Raw genomic sequence first — 12,425 nt, forward strand, 5'->3', positions numbered from 1 at the left:
TCCGAGATGTCGGGAGGTGAGATGGCCGACGAACATGGCCAATCCAAGCCGCTGAACCGCGCGGAGCGGTCGGTGGAGATCCGGGTCGCTGCCAGGTTGGAGAACCTGGCCGTAGTGCGCACACTGGTCGCTGCGGTAGCAGCATTCGAAGACCTTGATTTCGATGTGGTCGCCGACTTGCGGCTGGCCGTTGACGAGGCCTGCACTGCCTTGATCCGGGCCGCAGTGCCTGATTCGAGCCTGCATCTGACCGTCGACCCGGGTGACGAGGCGCTGGTGATCACGGCCTCCACTACCTGTACGGGTGCTGCGGTGGTCGAGCCGGGCAGCTTCAGCTGGCACGTGTTGAGTTCCCTGACAGACGACGTCAAGACGTTCATCAATGGCGACAGATCCGACACCGGTCAGGTATTCGGCATCACCCTGACGACGAGACGAGCGAGCCTGCTGCGGTGACGTCGGAATATGCGGACGTCCGCGACATGTTCCGCGAACTCGGCGGATTGTCCGAGGACTCGCCGGCCTATGAACGCCAACGTGAGCGGATTGTCGAGCGGTGCCTGCCGCTTGCCGATCACATCGCAAGGCGGTTCGACGGCCGGGGTGAACCCCGTGAAGATCTGATCCAGGTGGCGAGAGTCGGCCTGGTCAACGCGGTCAACCGATTCGATGTCGAGGCCGGATCGGACTTCGTGTCATTCGCGGTGCCGACGATCATGGGGGAGGTCCGGCGCCACTTTCGGGACAACAGCTGGTCGGTGAAGGTGCCGCGGCGGTTGAAGGAACTGCACCTGCGCCTCGGCGCGGCGACTGCGGAACTGTCTCAGCGATTGGGCCGTGCCCCGACGGCCTCCGAGCTCGCCGAAGAACTCGACATGGACCGCGAACAGGTGATCGAAGGTCTGGTGGCGGGCAGCTCGTACAACACCCTCTCGATCGACAGTGGTGGCGGCGGCGACGAGGATGCGCCGGCAATAGTCGACACGCTCGGCGATGTGGACGACGGATTGGATCAGATCGATAATCGAGAAACGTTGCGGCCGTTACTCGCTCAGTTACCTGAGCGGGAACGAACGGTACTGTTGCTGCGATTCTTCGAGTCCATGACGCAGACGCAGATCGCCGAGCGGGTCGGTGTCTCGCAGATGCACGTATCGAGACTGCTGGCGAAATCGCTAGCGCGACTTCGTGACCAGCTGCAGTAGCGGCGTTTTGCCGTTCAACGTCGACAGGGCCGCGGCCACGCTGTAGCACGTGTGCAAGTCCGAATCGAGGTCGCAGATGCGGAGCAGCCGGTTCACTGCCTTGCTGGGCACCAACACCCAGTCGATGTTGCCGACAGAGCACCGCGCTTCGATCGCCTTGAGAGCGGAAAGACCTGCGGTGCCGAAGAACTCGACATCGGTGAGGTCGACGGCGACCCGCTCGGCCTGACCGATGTGCCGTAACGCGTAGTCGGCGAATTCGGTCGCGTTCGTGGCATCGATCTCGCCCTTAGCGCTGATCACCGCCGTTGACGGCGGCAGCCAGCGTGTGGCAAATGTGGCTGGCGATTCGTCGGTCCGGTCGATCAGTGCGCTCGTCGAAAAGACAGTCATTGGTAGCTCCATCAGTCGTAATACACGTATTCGTACTGTGGTGCGGCGCCAATCGACACGAATGCGAGTTCCCGCGCGTATGTCGATCGACGCTCGCTGCGGCTGTGAACTCAACCTGTTAAGGACCCTACCGCGATCAAGGTCGTCGGACAATTTGTCTGAGTGGATTCTTAGAGTCCCAGGTCAGACTGTTCGCATGCCGAACGCCGACGCAGTTGCCGGGGTGGTGCTGGCAGCCGGTGCCGGCAGCCGATTCGGAATGCCGAAAGTTCTTGCCGACGGCGGTGACTGGCTCCGTCGGGCGGTAACCGCGCTCGACCGTGGCGGTTGTGACGAGGTGATCGTGGTGCTCGGTGCCGCTGTGGTCGACGTGCCCGCGCCGGCTCGGGCTGTGGTGGCCACCCGCTGGGCCGACGGCATGAGCGCGTCGGTGCGCGAAGGGCTCGAGGCCGTCGGCGGCGCCGAATGGGTCGTCCTGCATACCGTCGACACCCCGGACGTCGCTGCCGATGTCGTGGCCCGGGTCCTGGCCGCGGCACGCGGCTCCCGATCCGGCCTGGCCCGCGCCCGCTATCACGGCCGGCCCGGGCACCCCGTCGTCGTGGCCCGCAGGCACTACCGCGCCCTGATCGCCGGGTTGCGCGGCGACCAGGGGGCCCGGGCGTTTCTCGGCGGTCGTGACGACGTCGTCGCCGTGGATTGCGGTGATCTCGCCACCGGTCTCGATATCGACGAGCGTTGACCGCTACAGCAGGCCGAGTTGTTCGACCGCTCGGCGCTCCTCGAGCAGTTCGGCCACCGACGCATCGATCCGGGCCCTGGAGAACTCACTGATCTCCAGGCCTTCGACGATTTCCCACCTGCCGTCGACCGCGCGAACCGGCAGTGAGGCGACCACACCCTCGGGCACCCCGTAGACGCCGGGGGAGGGAAGCGCCACCGATGTCCAGTCGGCGGGGTCGGTACCGTCCACCCAGTCCCGCACGTGATCGATGGCGGCGTTGGCAGCCGACGCCGCCGACGAAGTGCCGCGGGCCTCGATGATCGCGGTGCCACGGGTGGCCACGGACGGGATGAAATCTCTTGTCAGCCAGTCGGTGTCCGAGGCGTACTCGGAGCCCGGCCGCCCGTCGACCACCGCATGGAAGATGTCGGGGTACATGCTCGGGGAGTGGTTGCCCCACACAGTCACCCGGGACACGTCGGTGACGTGCACACCGGCGTGGGTGGCCAGGGCCGCGACCGCCCGGTTGTGGTCCAGCCGGGTCAGGGCGGTGAATCGCTCCGACGGGATGTCGGGCGCGTGGGCCGCGGCCACCAGCGCGTTGGTGTTGGCCGGGTTGCCGACCACGACGATGCGGACATCGCCGGCCGCGCCGGCGTTCAGGGCTTTGCCCGACTCGGCGAAGATCGCGGCATTGGCCGCCAACAGGTCGGCGCGTTCCATGCCCTTACTGCGGGGCCTGGCCCCGACCAGCAGCGCAACATCGACACCGTCGAACGCTCGCACCGGATCGTCGTGAATCTCGATGTCGACCAGCCCATCGAAGGCGCTGTCGACCAACTCCATGACCACGCCTTCGGCCGCACGGATCGCCGCAGGCAGTTCCAGCAGCCTCAGCTTCACCGGCACGTCGCGTCCCAGCAGGGCACCGGCTCCGATGCGGAAGAGGGCGGCGTAGCCGATCTGGCCGGCCGCGCCGGTGACCGTGACGACTTTCGGTGACGTGGTCACGTGTGCACCTCCAACCCGAGGATTTCCGTGGCATACCGCCGCACGGTGTCCTCCGAGATGGCGGCGGCGTCCTCGAAGCCGGGACGGCCCCGGCTGCTCAGGAATCCGGTGACGGGATCCAGGACGACCTCGGCGAGCAGTTCGCCGGTGGTCGGCTCGCATACGGCCCAGGTGTATCGCGTGTCGTCGGCCCAGCCATCTTCGGCGTCGTGTACGTAGTCCAGGTCTGACTCGCCCAGATCGGCGAGCGCGTGCCGGTCGTCGACGCGGTCATCGGCGCGCAGCCCGCGCAGATACCACTGGCCGTTGTTGATCTCTACGGGTTCCACAGGACCAGCGTTCCATAGGCGGCCGCGTGAAACGCCGCGAGGCTGCAGCCACCGGGTGCGGTGACTACAGCCTCGCGGAAAAGATTGGGCGCTACTTGATCTCGGCGATCACGGTGCCCTGGGTGATTGCGGCACCGGCCTCGACGGCCAACCCTGTGATGACGCCGTCCTTGTGGGCCGTCACCGGGTTCTCCATCTTCATGGCCTCCAGAACCACGACGAGGTCGCCTGCGGCCACCTCCTGGCCCTCCTCGACGGCCACCTTGACCACGGTGCCCTGCATCGGCGCGGTCACCGAGTCGCCCGATGCGGCCGCACCGCCGCTGGCGCCGCGCTTGCGGGCCTTGGGCTTCTTGCGAAGCACACCGCTCGCGCCGGCGCCGGCTCCGCCGCCGAGCGCCAGATCACCGGGCAGCGACACCTCGAGGCGACGCCCACCGACCTCGACGACCACGGTCTGGCGAGGAATGGTGTCCTCTTCCTCGATCGGGGCGCCACCGGTGAACGGCTCGACGGTGTTGTCCCACTCGGTCTCGATCCAGCGGGTGTGCACGGTGAAACCGTCCTCGTCGCCGATGAAGGCGGGGTCGGAGACCACGGCACGGTGGAACGGGATGACGGTCGCAAGACCCTCGACGTTGAACTCGGCAAGGGCACGGCGGGACCGGTCCAGTGCCTCCTCACGGGTGGCACCGGTGACGATCAGCTTGGCCAGCATCGAATCGAACTGACCGCCGATAACAGATCCGGACTCCACCCCGGAGTCCATCCGGACACCCGGGCCCGTGGGGGCCTCGAACTTGGTGACGGGGCCGGGGGCGGGCAGGAAGCCGCGGCCGGCGTCCTCACCGTTGATGCGGAACTCGAACGAGTGGCCGCGCGGCGTCGGATCGTCGGTGATGTCCAGGGCCTCGCCGTTGGCGATCTTGAACTGCTGGCGTACCAGGTCGATGCCCGAGGTCTCCTCGGTCACCGGATGCTCGACCTGCAGGCGGGTGTTGACCTCCAGGAAGGAGATCAGGCCGTCCTGGCCGACCAGGTACTCCACGGTGCCGGCACCGTAGTACCCGGCCTCCTTGCAGATGCGCTTGGCGGACTCGTGGATCTCCTTGCGCTGCGCGTCGGTCAGGTACGGGGCCGGGGCCTCCTCGACCAGCTTCTGGAAGCGGCGCTGCAGCGAGCAGTCGCGGGTGCCGGCGACGACGACGTTGCCGTGCGTATCGGCGATCACCTGGGCCTCGACGTGGCGTGGCTTGTCCAGGTAGCGCTCGACGAAGCACTCGCCGCGACCGAACGCGGCGACAGCCTCACGAGTCGCCGACTCGAAAAGCTCGGGGATCTCCTCGATGGTGCGGGCGACCTTCATGCCGCGACCGCCACCGCCGAATGCGGCCTTGATCGCGACCGGCACGCCGAACTCCTTGGCGAACGCGACGACCTCGTCGGCGTTCTTCACCGGGTCCGGGGTACCCGGAACCAGCGGCGCCTTGGCCTTGGCGGCGATGTGGCGTGCGGTGACCTTGTCACCCAGATCGCGGATCGACTGCGGGCTCGGCCCGATCCAGATCAGTCCGGCGTCGAGTACGGCCTGGGCGAAATCGGCGTTCTCCGACAGGAAGCCGTACCCCGGGTGGATGGCGTTGGCGCCAGACTTCGCGGCGGCGTCCAGGATCTTCTCGAAGACCAGGTAGGACTCGGCTGAGGTCTGGCCCCCCAGGGCGAAAGCCTCATCGGCGAGGCGTACGTGCGGTGCATCGGCGTCGGGCTCGGCGTATACGGCCACGCTGGCCAATCCCGCGTCCTTGGCGGCGCGGATCACCCGGACCGCGATCTCCCCGCGATTGGCGACCAGCACCTTGGAGATCTTTGAGCTGGCGTGGTTGGCCACGGTGCCTCCTCGGCAGTTCTCTAAGAAACGTCTTTAAGAATCTATCGCGGGCAGTTTATGCGCCGCACCTTGAGGCTTCCCAATCCGGTATCGGTTACCGACGGGTAGCTTTTCGCCGAAATCCGGCCGCGGGAACATCGCTCCTGTTGAGGTGCGAAATTCCCGTCTCAACGGGTAGTCCGACGCTATTACCGTTGGCCCGTGGGTCCGGGGATATTGGTCGTGGGCATCGGCGTGTTGGTGGGCGGCGTGATGGTGGCGGCGCCGAGGGGCATCTGGTGGGCCACCCGGTCCTGATCTGGTACTTCGCCGAGGAGTGTTCAGCTATCCGTGCCACACCTCGGCCCAAGTGGTCAAAGCCGATGGCGACCGAATGAGCGTGAGCCCTGAACTCACTTGGGCGCCTGAACAACTCGGCGTCATGAAGCAGAACGATCAATGCCACGTCGGCATCGGTCGCAACCTTCACAGGTGTCGTTGAACGGCGCTACGGCAACCACCGTTCGGACGGACCCGTAGCGGTCGAGACTCAGGCCGCGCGCAGCCGCCGCTTGATCCGGGTCAGCATCGCCGACATCCCGCGCAGCCGCAGTGGGCTGATCAATGCGGCCAGGCCCAGCGCGGTGTAGAAGTCGTCGGGCACCGCCAGGATGTCGTCGGCCGACTGGCCGTCCAGGCCCGTCGCCAAGATGGCGGCGAAGCCCCGCGTCGTCGGGGCCTCCGGGGGTGCGCTGAAGAACAGCCGCACCTTGCCCCGATCGGACGCATCGACGTCGAGGAACAACGGTGACTGGCATTCGGGCACCGGCTCCATTGCCGCTTCCTCAAGATGAGCCGGCAGGGGTGGCAGCTCGTTGGCGAACTCCAACAACAGCTGCAACTTGTCCTGGCCGGCCACCTCCTGGAAGTCGGAGACAACCTCTGCCAGGGTGGCCGGCATCGAACTCATGAGGCGCCCGGAGCCTCACCTGCATCGGGGCCGACGGCGACAGGGACCCGCACGGCATTGCCCCACTCAGTCCACGAGCCGTCGTAATTGCGCACACCGGGCAGCCCGAGCAGGTGGGTGAGCACGAACCAGGTATGGCTGGAACGCTCACCGATGCGGCAGTACACCACCGTCTTGTCGTCGGGGTTGAGAAAGCCGTAGAGCTCCTCGAGCTCGGCGCGGCTGCGGAACTGGCCGCTGTCCCGGGCTGCCTTGGCCCAGGGGATCGACTTGGCCGTGGGGATGTGCCCACCGCGCAGCGCGCCCTCCTCCGGGTAGTCCGGCATATGGGTGCGTTCGCCGGTGTATTCCTGGGGCGAGCGGACGTCGATCAACGGTTGCTTGCCGAGAATGTCCAGCACGTCGTTGCGGTAGGCCCGGATCGGGGCGTCGTTGCGTTCCACGATCGGGTAGCCGCTGGTCTGTCTGGTGGGCACTTCGAGGGTGGTGTCGCGGCCGTGGGAAACCCACAGGTCGCGGCCGCCGTCGAGCAGGCGTACGTCGGGATGACCGAACAGGGTGAACACCCACAGCGCGTAGGCCGCCCACCAGTTGCTCTTGTCGCCGTAGATGACGACGGTGTCGTCGCGGCTGATGCCCTTGCGATCCATCAGTTCGGCGAACTGCTCACCGTCGATGTAGTCACGCACATTGGGGTCGTTGAGGTCGAGATGCCAGTCGATCTTGACCGCACCCGGGATGTGGCCGGTGTCGTAGAGCAGGACATCTTCGTCCGACTCGACGATGGCCAAACCGGGCCGGCCCAGATTGCTGGCCAGCCAGTCGGCGGTGACCAGGCGCTCCGGATGGGCGTACTCGGCGAGAGTTGGGCTGGGATCAGCAGGCAGCGGCACACCACGAGCGTACCGTCGGGCCGATTATCCGCGCTGCGGCAGTGCCGACGACCGGCGCATATTGCCGCATTGGGGGGCCGTTCTGCGGCCTTAGGCTGCTGCGGTGGGAGTCGCCATCCTGTGCCTGGTCATCGGCATACCGCTCGGACTGTTCATGCTGCTGCGGCCCAGGAAGATCTGGTGGGCGACAGAGTCGTGGAAGTACAAGAACCCCGAAGCCAACGAACCCAGCGAGGCGGGCTACGGCATGCAGGCCCTCGGCGGCGTGTTCGTCATCGTCGCGGCGGTCATTCTCGCCGGGTTGGCCTGGTCGACGGAGCGCGACAGGACGGCGGCCGAAGCCGAGCAGAAGAAGAAAGACGAATGGGACGCAGCGGTGGCGGCGTACAAGCCACCGAAGCCCGAGGACCGCGGCGCCCTTCCGATCATCGGCTACGTGGAGAAGCCGCGGGGATCGTCACCCCGGATCGAATACGAGGTGTACTACCTGCAACCGCCGAACGTGTTTGAAGCCGGCTTCAAAGACTTCATGCACAACCCAAAGGGTCGTTACCAGTGCGTGACTCATGTGAGCCGATCTGCTCCTAGAGGCGCCAATCCGGCGCCGGTGACGGCCCGTCTGAGCTGGGCGCCTGATGTGCCGCAAGTCGACAGTTCCGGTTCCGACCGATGCACCACCCGCGATATCGCGCAGTCGAACGAGATGAAGACGCAACCCTTCTACATGGATCCAGGGGTGCAGTTGGTCACCGACTCGCCTATCGTCGACGCGCACGGGACGGTCCTTGTGCCCGCCGAAGCGGGTAACACGGTGCCGAAACTCGACGCACCGCCCAGGCGCTGAGTTACGCGGTGAACGCCACCTCGTAGGCCACCGCGAAGCGGCGGGCGCCATTGTTGGCGCGGAAGAGTGAGCCACCGTTCTGAGACCAGGTCACCACGCGCAGCAATCGCTTGCCCGGAGACAAGCGCTTGGAGATGATGTCGGCGAATGCGGCGCGGAGCCGCTCCAGGTCGCATGTTTCGAAGTCGCGTGCCACGCGAACATCCCACATTGTTTCTTCGACTGGCATCGGCCCAGTGTCAACCCGTGGTTGAGACTATTCGGGACGTCGACACGGCGTGCCGCCCATTGAGAAGGTTGCAATTTGGTCACTGCCGGGTCGGGGGAATTCACCGCGGTGGTGTCGTCATCACGTCGGCAGGCCTGAGGCGATCAGAAGTGATGGTGTGAAAGGCGTTGTGGCATTGGCTTGTTCAGGTCTTTATGTCGGTGCCCGCAGTCCAGTGAGCTGATCGAAGCGGTACCAGACGAGCGCGTCGCCGACCTGGAAAACCCCGGTGTAGCCGACGGGCTGATGCCAGAGGACCTGGCAGCCGGGAACCAGTGCGCGATCGAGCGGGAATGCCATGAGTTGACCCGGGCTCGCCATCGGGCGCGACCCGCGAAACTTTCGGTGAGCCAGCGGTTGTCGTCGGCCGTAATCGTAGCTGTGGGTGAACGGTCAGGCCGGCGCGGAACTTTTCCAGAGTTCGGCGATCGACACTCCGGCCACGGCAAGCATCCGACGCAGCAGCGGCAGGCTCAGCCCGATCACATTGGACGGGTCACCGTCGATGCCGTCGACGAACCAGCCGCCGAGCCCGTCGAGCGTGAATCCGCCTGCGACACCGAGTGGTTCCCCACTGCGCAGATACGCGTCCAGATCTGCTTCGATGGGCGACCCGAAATGCACTGCGGTGACACCGGTGTCGACGATGCGGTGGGTGACCGACCCGTCACGAACGACGAGCACGGCATGACCGGAATACAGCTGGGCTGTCCGGCCCGACATGGCCTGCCATTGCCGCCGTGCGGTGTCGACGTCTCCGGGCTTGCCGCACAACCGTCCGTCGAGAAACAGCATCGAGTCGCAACCGATGACGACGCAGTCCGCGGCGACCGTGGCGGGAACATGGGTGAGCACTTCGTCAGCCTTGGCTGCGGCCAGTCCGCTCACCACGCGCTCGGGTGGGGCGCCGGCCAACGACGCCATGACGGCGTCCTCGTCGACCCCTGATACCACCACCAACGGATCGAGGCCGGCCTGGCGCAGAACGCCAAGCCGGCCTGTCGATGCCGAACCCAGAACGACCCGGGTCATTCAGTGCTGTCTCTTCTTCGCGCGAGCGCTCATCAGCGCCGCATGTGGGTGCGCTCCCACAGCGTGATGCGCTGCCAGCTGTAGATCGAGTAGCGCAGCTTGTCCACGGGGTGTCCCCACAGGTTGCGATCGCGCACCACCGGGTCGGCGTCGCCGCCACCGGCGGTGCCGAGGATCGCCATCAGCGCGGCCATCTCCGCATCGGTGGGCTGACCACGCAGCACCTTGATGTGTGCCTCGTGGTCGGCTTGCTGCTGGCCCTGCGCATCTTCGGTCTGTTCGGCCACAGTCGCCTCGCTCACAGTGGAATGTTCCCGTGCTTCTTCGGCGGCATCTGAATGATCTTGCGCTCCAGCAGCCGCAGCGCATTGGCCACATAGCCGCGGGTGTGCGACGGCGGGATGACCGCGTCGACGTATCCGCGCTCAGCCGCGATGTAGGGATTGACCAGAGTGTCCTCGTAGGTCTGCTGCAGCTCCAGACGCAGCGCATCGACGTCTTCGCCGTTCTTGGCGGCTTCCTTGAGCTGCGAACGGTAGACGAAGCCCACTGCGCCCGAGGCGCCCATCACGGCGATCTGGGCCGTCGGCCAGGCGACCACTACGTCGGCGCCCATGTCCTTGGACCCCATCACGCAGTACGCACCACCGTAGGACTTCCGGGTGATGACGGTGATCTTGGCGACCGTGGCCTCACCGTAGGCGTACAGCAGCTTGGCGCCGCGGCGGATGATGCCGTTGAACTCCTGATCCGTGCCGGGCAGGAAGCCGGGCACGTCGACCAGCAGCACGATCGGGATGTTGAAGCAGTCGCAGGTCCGGATGAACCGGGCGGCCTTCTCAGACGCATTGATGTCGAGGCAGCCGGCGAACTGGGTGGGCTGGTTGGCCACGATGCCGACCGGACGGCCGTCGACCCGGCCGAAGCCGACCAGAATGTTGCCGGCGTACCCGGCCTGCACCTCGAGGAACTCATCGTCATCGAGGAGGCGGGTGATGACCTCGTGCATGTCGTACGGCTGATTCGGGGAATCCGGGATCAGCGTGTCGAGCTCGATGTCCTCATCGGTCAGGGTCTCCTCGATCGAGCCCTGCGTCGGGGCCACCGGGTAGTGCGGCGGCTCGGCGTAGTTGTTCGGGGGCAGGAAGCTCAGCAGATCGCGGACGTACTCGAAGGCGTCCTGCTCGCCGGAGGCGACGTAGTGCGCGGTGCCGGACTTGGACATGTGAGTGTGGGCGCCGCCCAGTTCCTCCATGGTGACGTCCTCACCGGTGACCGTCTTGATGACGTCCGGGCCAGTGATGAACATCTGGCTGGTCTGGTCGACCATCACGATGAAGTCGGTCAGGGCGGGGGAGTAGACGTGGCCACCGGCCGCGGCGCCCATGATCAGCGAGATCTGCGGGATGACACCCGAGGCCTTGATGTTGTTGTGGAAGATCCGGCTGTACAGGCCGAGCGAGACCACACCCTCCTGGATGCGGGCGCCGGCGCCGTCGTTGATGCCGATCAGCGGGCGCCCGGTCTTGATCGCCAGCTCCTGGACCTTGACGATCTTCTCGCCGTACACCTCGCCGAGGCTGCCGCCGAACACGGTGGCGTCCTGGCTGAAGATGCAGACGTCGCGTCCGTCGATCGTCCCGTAGCCGGTGATCACACCGTCGCCCAGCGGCCGGTTGTTCTCCAGGCCGAAGTTGGTGCTGCGGTGCTTGGCCAGCGCGTCGAGTTCGACGAACGAACCCTCGTCGAGCAGGGCCAGGATGCGCTCGCGGGCGGTCAGCTTGCCCTTGGCGTGCACCTTCTCAACGGCGTCCTCGCCGACGGGATGCAGAGTCTCCTCGGCCCGCCTCTTGAGATCAGCCAGCTTGCCTGCAGTGGTGTGGATGTCCACCTGGTGCTCGGCGGACGGCTCGGTAACGCTCGTCATGGGTCACGATGCTATCGGTAACCCTAAGACTGGTCTAAGAGTGGTGGGCGTGGCGCGCGTCACGTTCTGCCCGGACTGAGACGTGTCCACGCGTGGGGCAAATGAGTTCGCGGTGCGTGCGGGCCGGTCAGCGACCGAACAGTTCGGTGTCGAGCGCACGGTCCTCGGGCAGCACTCCCATGGGGCTGTCGATCACATGTTCGGTCATGCTGAGTGTGTTGCGGTCGAAGTACTCGCCTTGTGTCTCCCGCTTCCAGGTGGCCGGCGACCCGGCGTACAGCCCGCGCTTCGACTCGGGTGTCGATCCGCGGGTCATGGTCGAATTGGCGGCCAGAAGCGACTGATCGGGTAGGTGACTGTCCTTCAGCATCACGGCTCTGCTGCCGACCAGCGAGTGATGTCCGACGGTTATTCGGCCCACCGTTTGTCGCTTGTGGGCGAAATCGGGCTCGTGGGTCTGCAGGAGGCACCGGTTTCCGCCGACCGCGGCGTACGCGCGGAGGACGATGGTGCCGGAGCAGTCCGCGTAGTGTCTGCTGCCCAGCTTCGCGCCGTAGCCGAGGAACAAGGTCCCGGCTTGTGTGTCAAGTCGCTGGAAGGCGGGGTGCGCAGAAATCCAATTCCATGACTCCATCGCTGCGTAGTCGTCGAAACGGACCAAACCCAGCCCACGCACCACATTGAATGCTCCGATCCGCGCGCCTTCGCCGAGCTCGAAACGCCCCACGTTGCGGACGACGGTCGGTCCGATTCTGGCGGTGCCGGCGATTCGATGACCGAACAACCTCAGTACACGGTTCTTGAACGATGACGGCGGAAGTAGAAGCCAGCAAAGCATTTCCAGCATCGATACGCCTTTCTCCACCAGGGGTCCCATGGCGGACATCGTCGGTCGGTACTGCCGAATCTACTGACGCCGGACCGCTCACGCGTTTACCGCTACGACAGTTTGTGGGGCGTAT

Annotated in this window: 16 protein-coding genes; 4 read left to right on the forward strand and 12 right to left on the reverse strand. The window is 65.9% G+C overall.

The window, feature by feature from the left end:
- Positions 1-21: 21 nt before the first annotated feature.
- Together ACZY08_RS11720 and ACZY08_RS11725 are read left to right on the forward strand one after the other, a co-directional pair.
- The gene (locus ACZY08_RS11720; protein ID WP_463744690.1) at positions 22-456 is read left to right on the forward strand and encodes an ATP-binding protein; all 435 of its coding nucleotides are present in this window, start codon (positions 22-24) and stop codon (positions 454-456) included.
- Positions 457-482: 26 nt separating this feature from the next.
- Positions 483-1,205, forward strand: a complete 723-nt coding sequence (locus ACZY08_RS11725; RefSeq protein WP_463745276.1) for an RNA polymerase sigma factor SigF — start codon at positions 483-485, stop codon at positions 1,203-1,205.
- Here ACZY08_RS11725 and ACZY08_RS11730 read toward each other — a convergent pair.
- Positions 1,176-1,598, reverse strand: coding sequence for an STAS domain-containing protein (locus tag ACZY08_RS11730; protein ID WP_463744689.1), 423 nt, complete (start codon positions 1,596-1,598; stop codon positions 1,176-1,178). The genes ACZY08_RS11725 and ACZY08_RS11730 overlap by 30 nt on opposite strands.
- Positions 1,599-1,794: 196 nt before the next feature.
- On the opposite strand from ACZY08_RS11730, the gene ACZY08_RS11735 reads away from it, so the two are divergent.
- Complete coding sequence (locus ACZY08_RS11735) at positions 1,795-2,340, forward strand: nucleotidyltransferase family protein (RefSeq protein WP_463744688.1); 546 nt, start codon at positions 1,795-1,797, stop codon at positions 2,338-2,340.
- A gap of 3 nt (positions 2,341-2,343) precedes the next feature.
- On the opposite strand, the gene ACZY08_RS11740 is transcribed toward ACZY08_RS11735, so the two are convergent.
- From ACZY08_RS11740 to ACZY08_RS11760, 5 genes are all read right to left on the reverse strand, one after another.
- Entirely contained in the window at positions 2,344-3,333 is a 990-nt protein-coding gene (locus ACZY08_RS11740) for a malate dehydrogenase (protein WP_463744687.1), read from the reverse strand.
- Complete coding sequence (locus ACZY08_RS11745) at positions 3,330-3,662, reverse strand: hypothetical protein (protein WP_166903207.1); 333 nt, start codon at positions 3,660-3,662, stop codon at positions 3,330-3,332. Before ACZY08_RS11745 ends, ACZY08_RS11740 begins: the two co-directional genes overlap by 4 nt.
- Before the next feature lie 91 nt (positions 3,663-3,753).
- Entirely contained in the window at positions 3,754-5,550 is a 1,797-nt protein-coding gene (locus ACZY08_RS11750) for an acetyl/propionyl/methylcrotonyl-CoA carboxylase subunit alpha (protein ID WP_463744686.1), read from the reverse strand.
- 529 nt (positions 5,551-6,079) lie between these two features.
- The gene (locus ACZY08_RS11755) at positions 6,080-6,499 is read right to left on the reverse strand and encodes a SufE family protein (RefSeq protein WP_463744685.1); all 420 of its coding nucleotides are present in this window, start codon (positions 6,497-6,499) and stop codon (positions 6,080-6,082) included.
- Positions 6,496-7,392: a sulfurtransferase gene (locus ACZY08_RS11760; RefSeq protein ID WP_463744684.1), complete on the reverse strand. Its 897-nt coding sequence runs from the start codon at positions 7,390-7,392 to the stop codon at positions 6,496-6,498. Before ACZY08_RS11760 ends, ACZY08_RS11755 begins: the two co-directional genes overlap by 4 nt.
- Positions 7,393-7,495: 103 nt before the next feature.
- Between ACZY08_RS11760 and ACZY08_RS11765 the strand changes: the two genes are divergently transcribed.
- The gene (locus ACZY08_RS11765) at positions 7,496-8,236 is read left to right on the forward strand and encodes a DUF6199 family natural product biosynthesis protein (RefSeq protein WP_463744683.1); all 741 of its coding nucleotides are present in this window, start codon (positions 7,496-7,498) and stop codon (positions 8,234-8,236) included.
- Position 8,237: 1 nt separating this feature from the next.
- On the opposite strand, the gene ACZY08_RS11770 is transcribed toward ACZY08_RS11765, so the two are convergent.
- The 6 genes from ACZY08_RS11770 to ACZY08_RS11795 form a co-directional block, all read right to left on the reverse strand.
- On the reverse strand, positions 8,238-8,465 hold the full coding sequence (locus ACZY08_RS11770) for a hypothetical protein (RefSeq protein ID WP_234927067.1): 228 nt from the start codon (positions 8,463-8,465) through the stop codon (positions 8,238-8,240).
- 192 nt (positions 8,466-8,657) lie between these two features.
- Entirely contained in the window at positions 8,658-8,804 is a 147-nt protein-coding gene (locus ACZY08_RS11775) for a hypothetical protein (RefSeq protein ID WP_463744682.1), read from the reverse strand.
- Positions 8,805-8,897: 93 nt separating this feature from the next.
- Positions 8,898-9,536, reverse strand: a complete 639-nt coding sequence (locus tag ACZY08_RS11780) for a Maf family protein (RefSeq protein ID WP_463744681.1) — start codon at positions 9,534-9,536, stop codon at positions 8,898-8,900.
- A 32-nt stretch (positions 9,537-9,568) separates the two neighbouring features.
- Positions 9,569-9,838 (reverse strand): acyl-CoA carboxylase subunit epsilon, encoded by a 270-nt coding sequence (locus ACZY08_RS11785; RefSeq protein WP_463744680.1) that lies wholly within the window; start codon positions 9,836-9,838, stop codon positions 9,569-9,571.
- Positions 9,835-11,463: an acyl-CoA carboxylase subunit beta gene (locus tag ACZY08_RS11790; protein ID WP_463744679.1), complete on the reverse strand. Its 1,629-nt coding sequence runs from the start codon at positions 11,461-11,463 to the stop codon at positions 9,835-9,837. Before ACZY08_RS11790 ends, ACZY08_RS11785 begins: the two co-directional genes overlap by 4 nt.
- A gap of 127 nt (positions 11,464-11,590) precedes the next feature.
- Complete coding sequence (locus ACZY08_RS11795) at positions 11,591-12,340, reverse strand: acyltransferase (protein WP_463744678.1); 750 nt, start codon at positions 12,338-12,340, stop codon at positions 11,591-11,593.
- Positions 12,341-12,425: the final 85 nt, after the last annotated feature.

This window comes from Mycobacterium sp. IDUB_9, from assembly GCF_055419505.1.

Coding starts and splice junctions, on each gene's coding strand:
- ACZY08_RS11730 (WP_463744689.1), bottom strand. CDS start 1,598: ATGACTGTCTTTTCGACGAGCGCACTGATCGACCGGACCGACGAATCG.
- ACZY08_RS11735 (WP_463744688.1), top strand. CDS start 1,795: ATGCCGAACGCCGACGCAGTTGCCGGGGTGGTGCTGGCAGCCGGTGCC.
- ACZY08_RS11755 (WP_463744685.1), bottom strand. CDS start 6,499: ATGAGTTCGATGCCGGCCACCCTGGCAGAGGTTGTCTCCGACTTCCAG.
- ACZY08_RS11790 (WP_463744679.1), bottom strand. CDS start 11,463: ATGACGAGCGTTACCGAGCCGTCCGCCGAGCACCAGGTGGACATCCAC.
- ACZY08_RS11720 (WP_463744690.1), top strand. CDS start 22: ATGGCCGACGAACATGGCCAATCCAAGCCGCTGAACCGCGCGGAGCGG.
- ACZY08_RS11780 (WP_463744681.1), bottom strand. CDS start 9,536: ATGACCCGGGTCGTTCTGGGTTCGGCATCGACAGGCCGGCTTGGCGTT.
- ACZY08_RS11775 (WP_463744682.1), bottom strand. CDS start 8,804: ATGGCATTCCCGCTCGATCGCGCACTGGTTCCCGGCTGCCAGGTCCTC.
- ACZY08_RS11795 (WP_463744678.1), bottom strand. CDS start 12,340: ATGGGACCCCTGGTGGAGAAAGGCGTATCGATGCTGGAAATGCTTTGC.
- ACZY08_RS11770 (WP_234927067.1), bottom strand. CDS start 8,465: ATGCCAGTCGAAGAAACAATGTGGGATGTTCGCGTGGCACGCGACTTC.
- ACZY08_RS11725 (WP_463745276.1), top strand. CDS start 483: ATGTTCCGCGAACTCGGCGGATTGTCCGAGGACTCGCCGGCCTATGAA.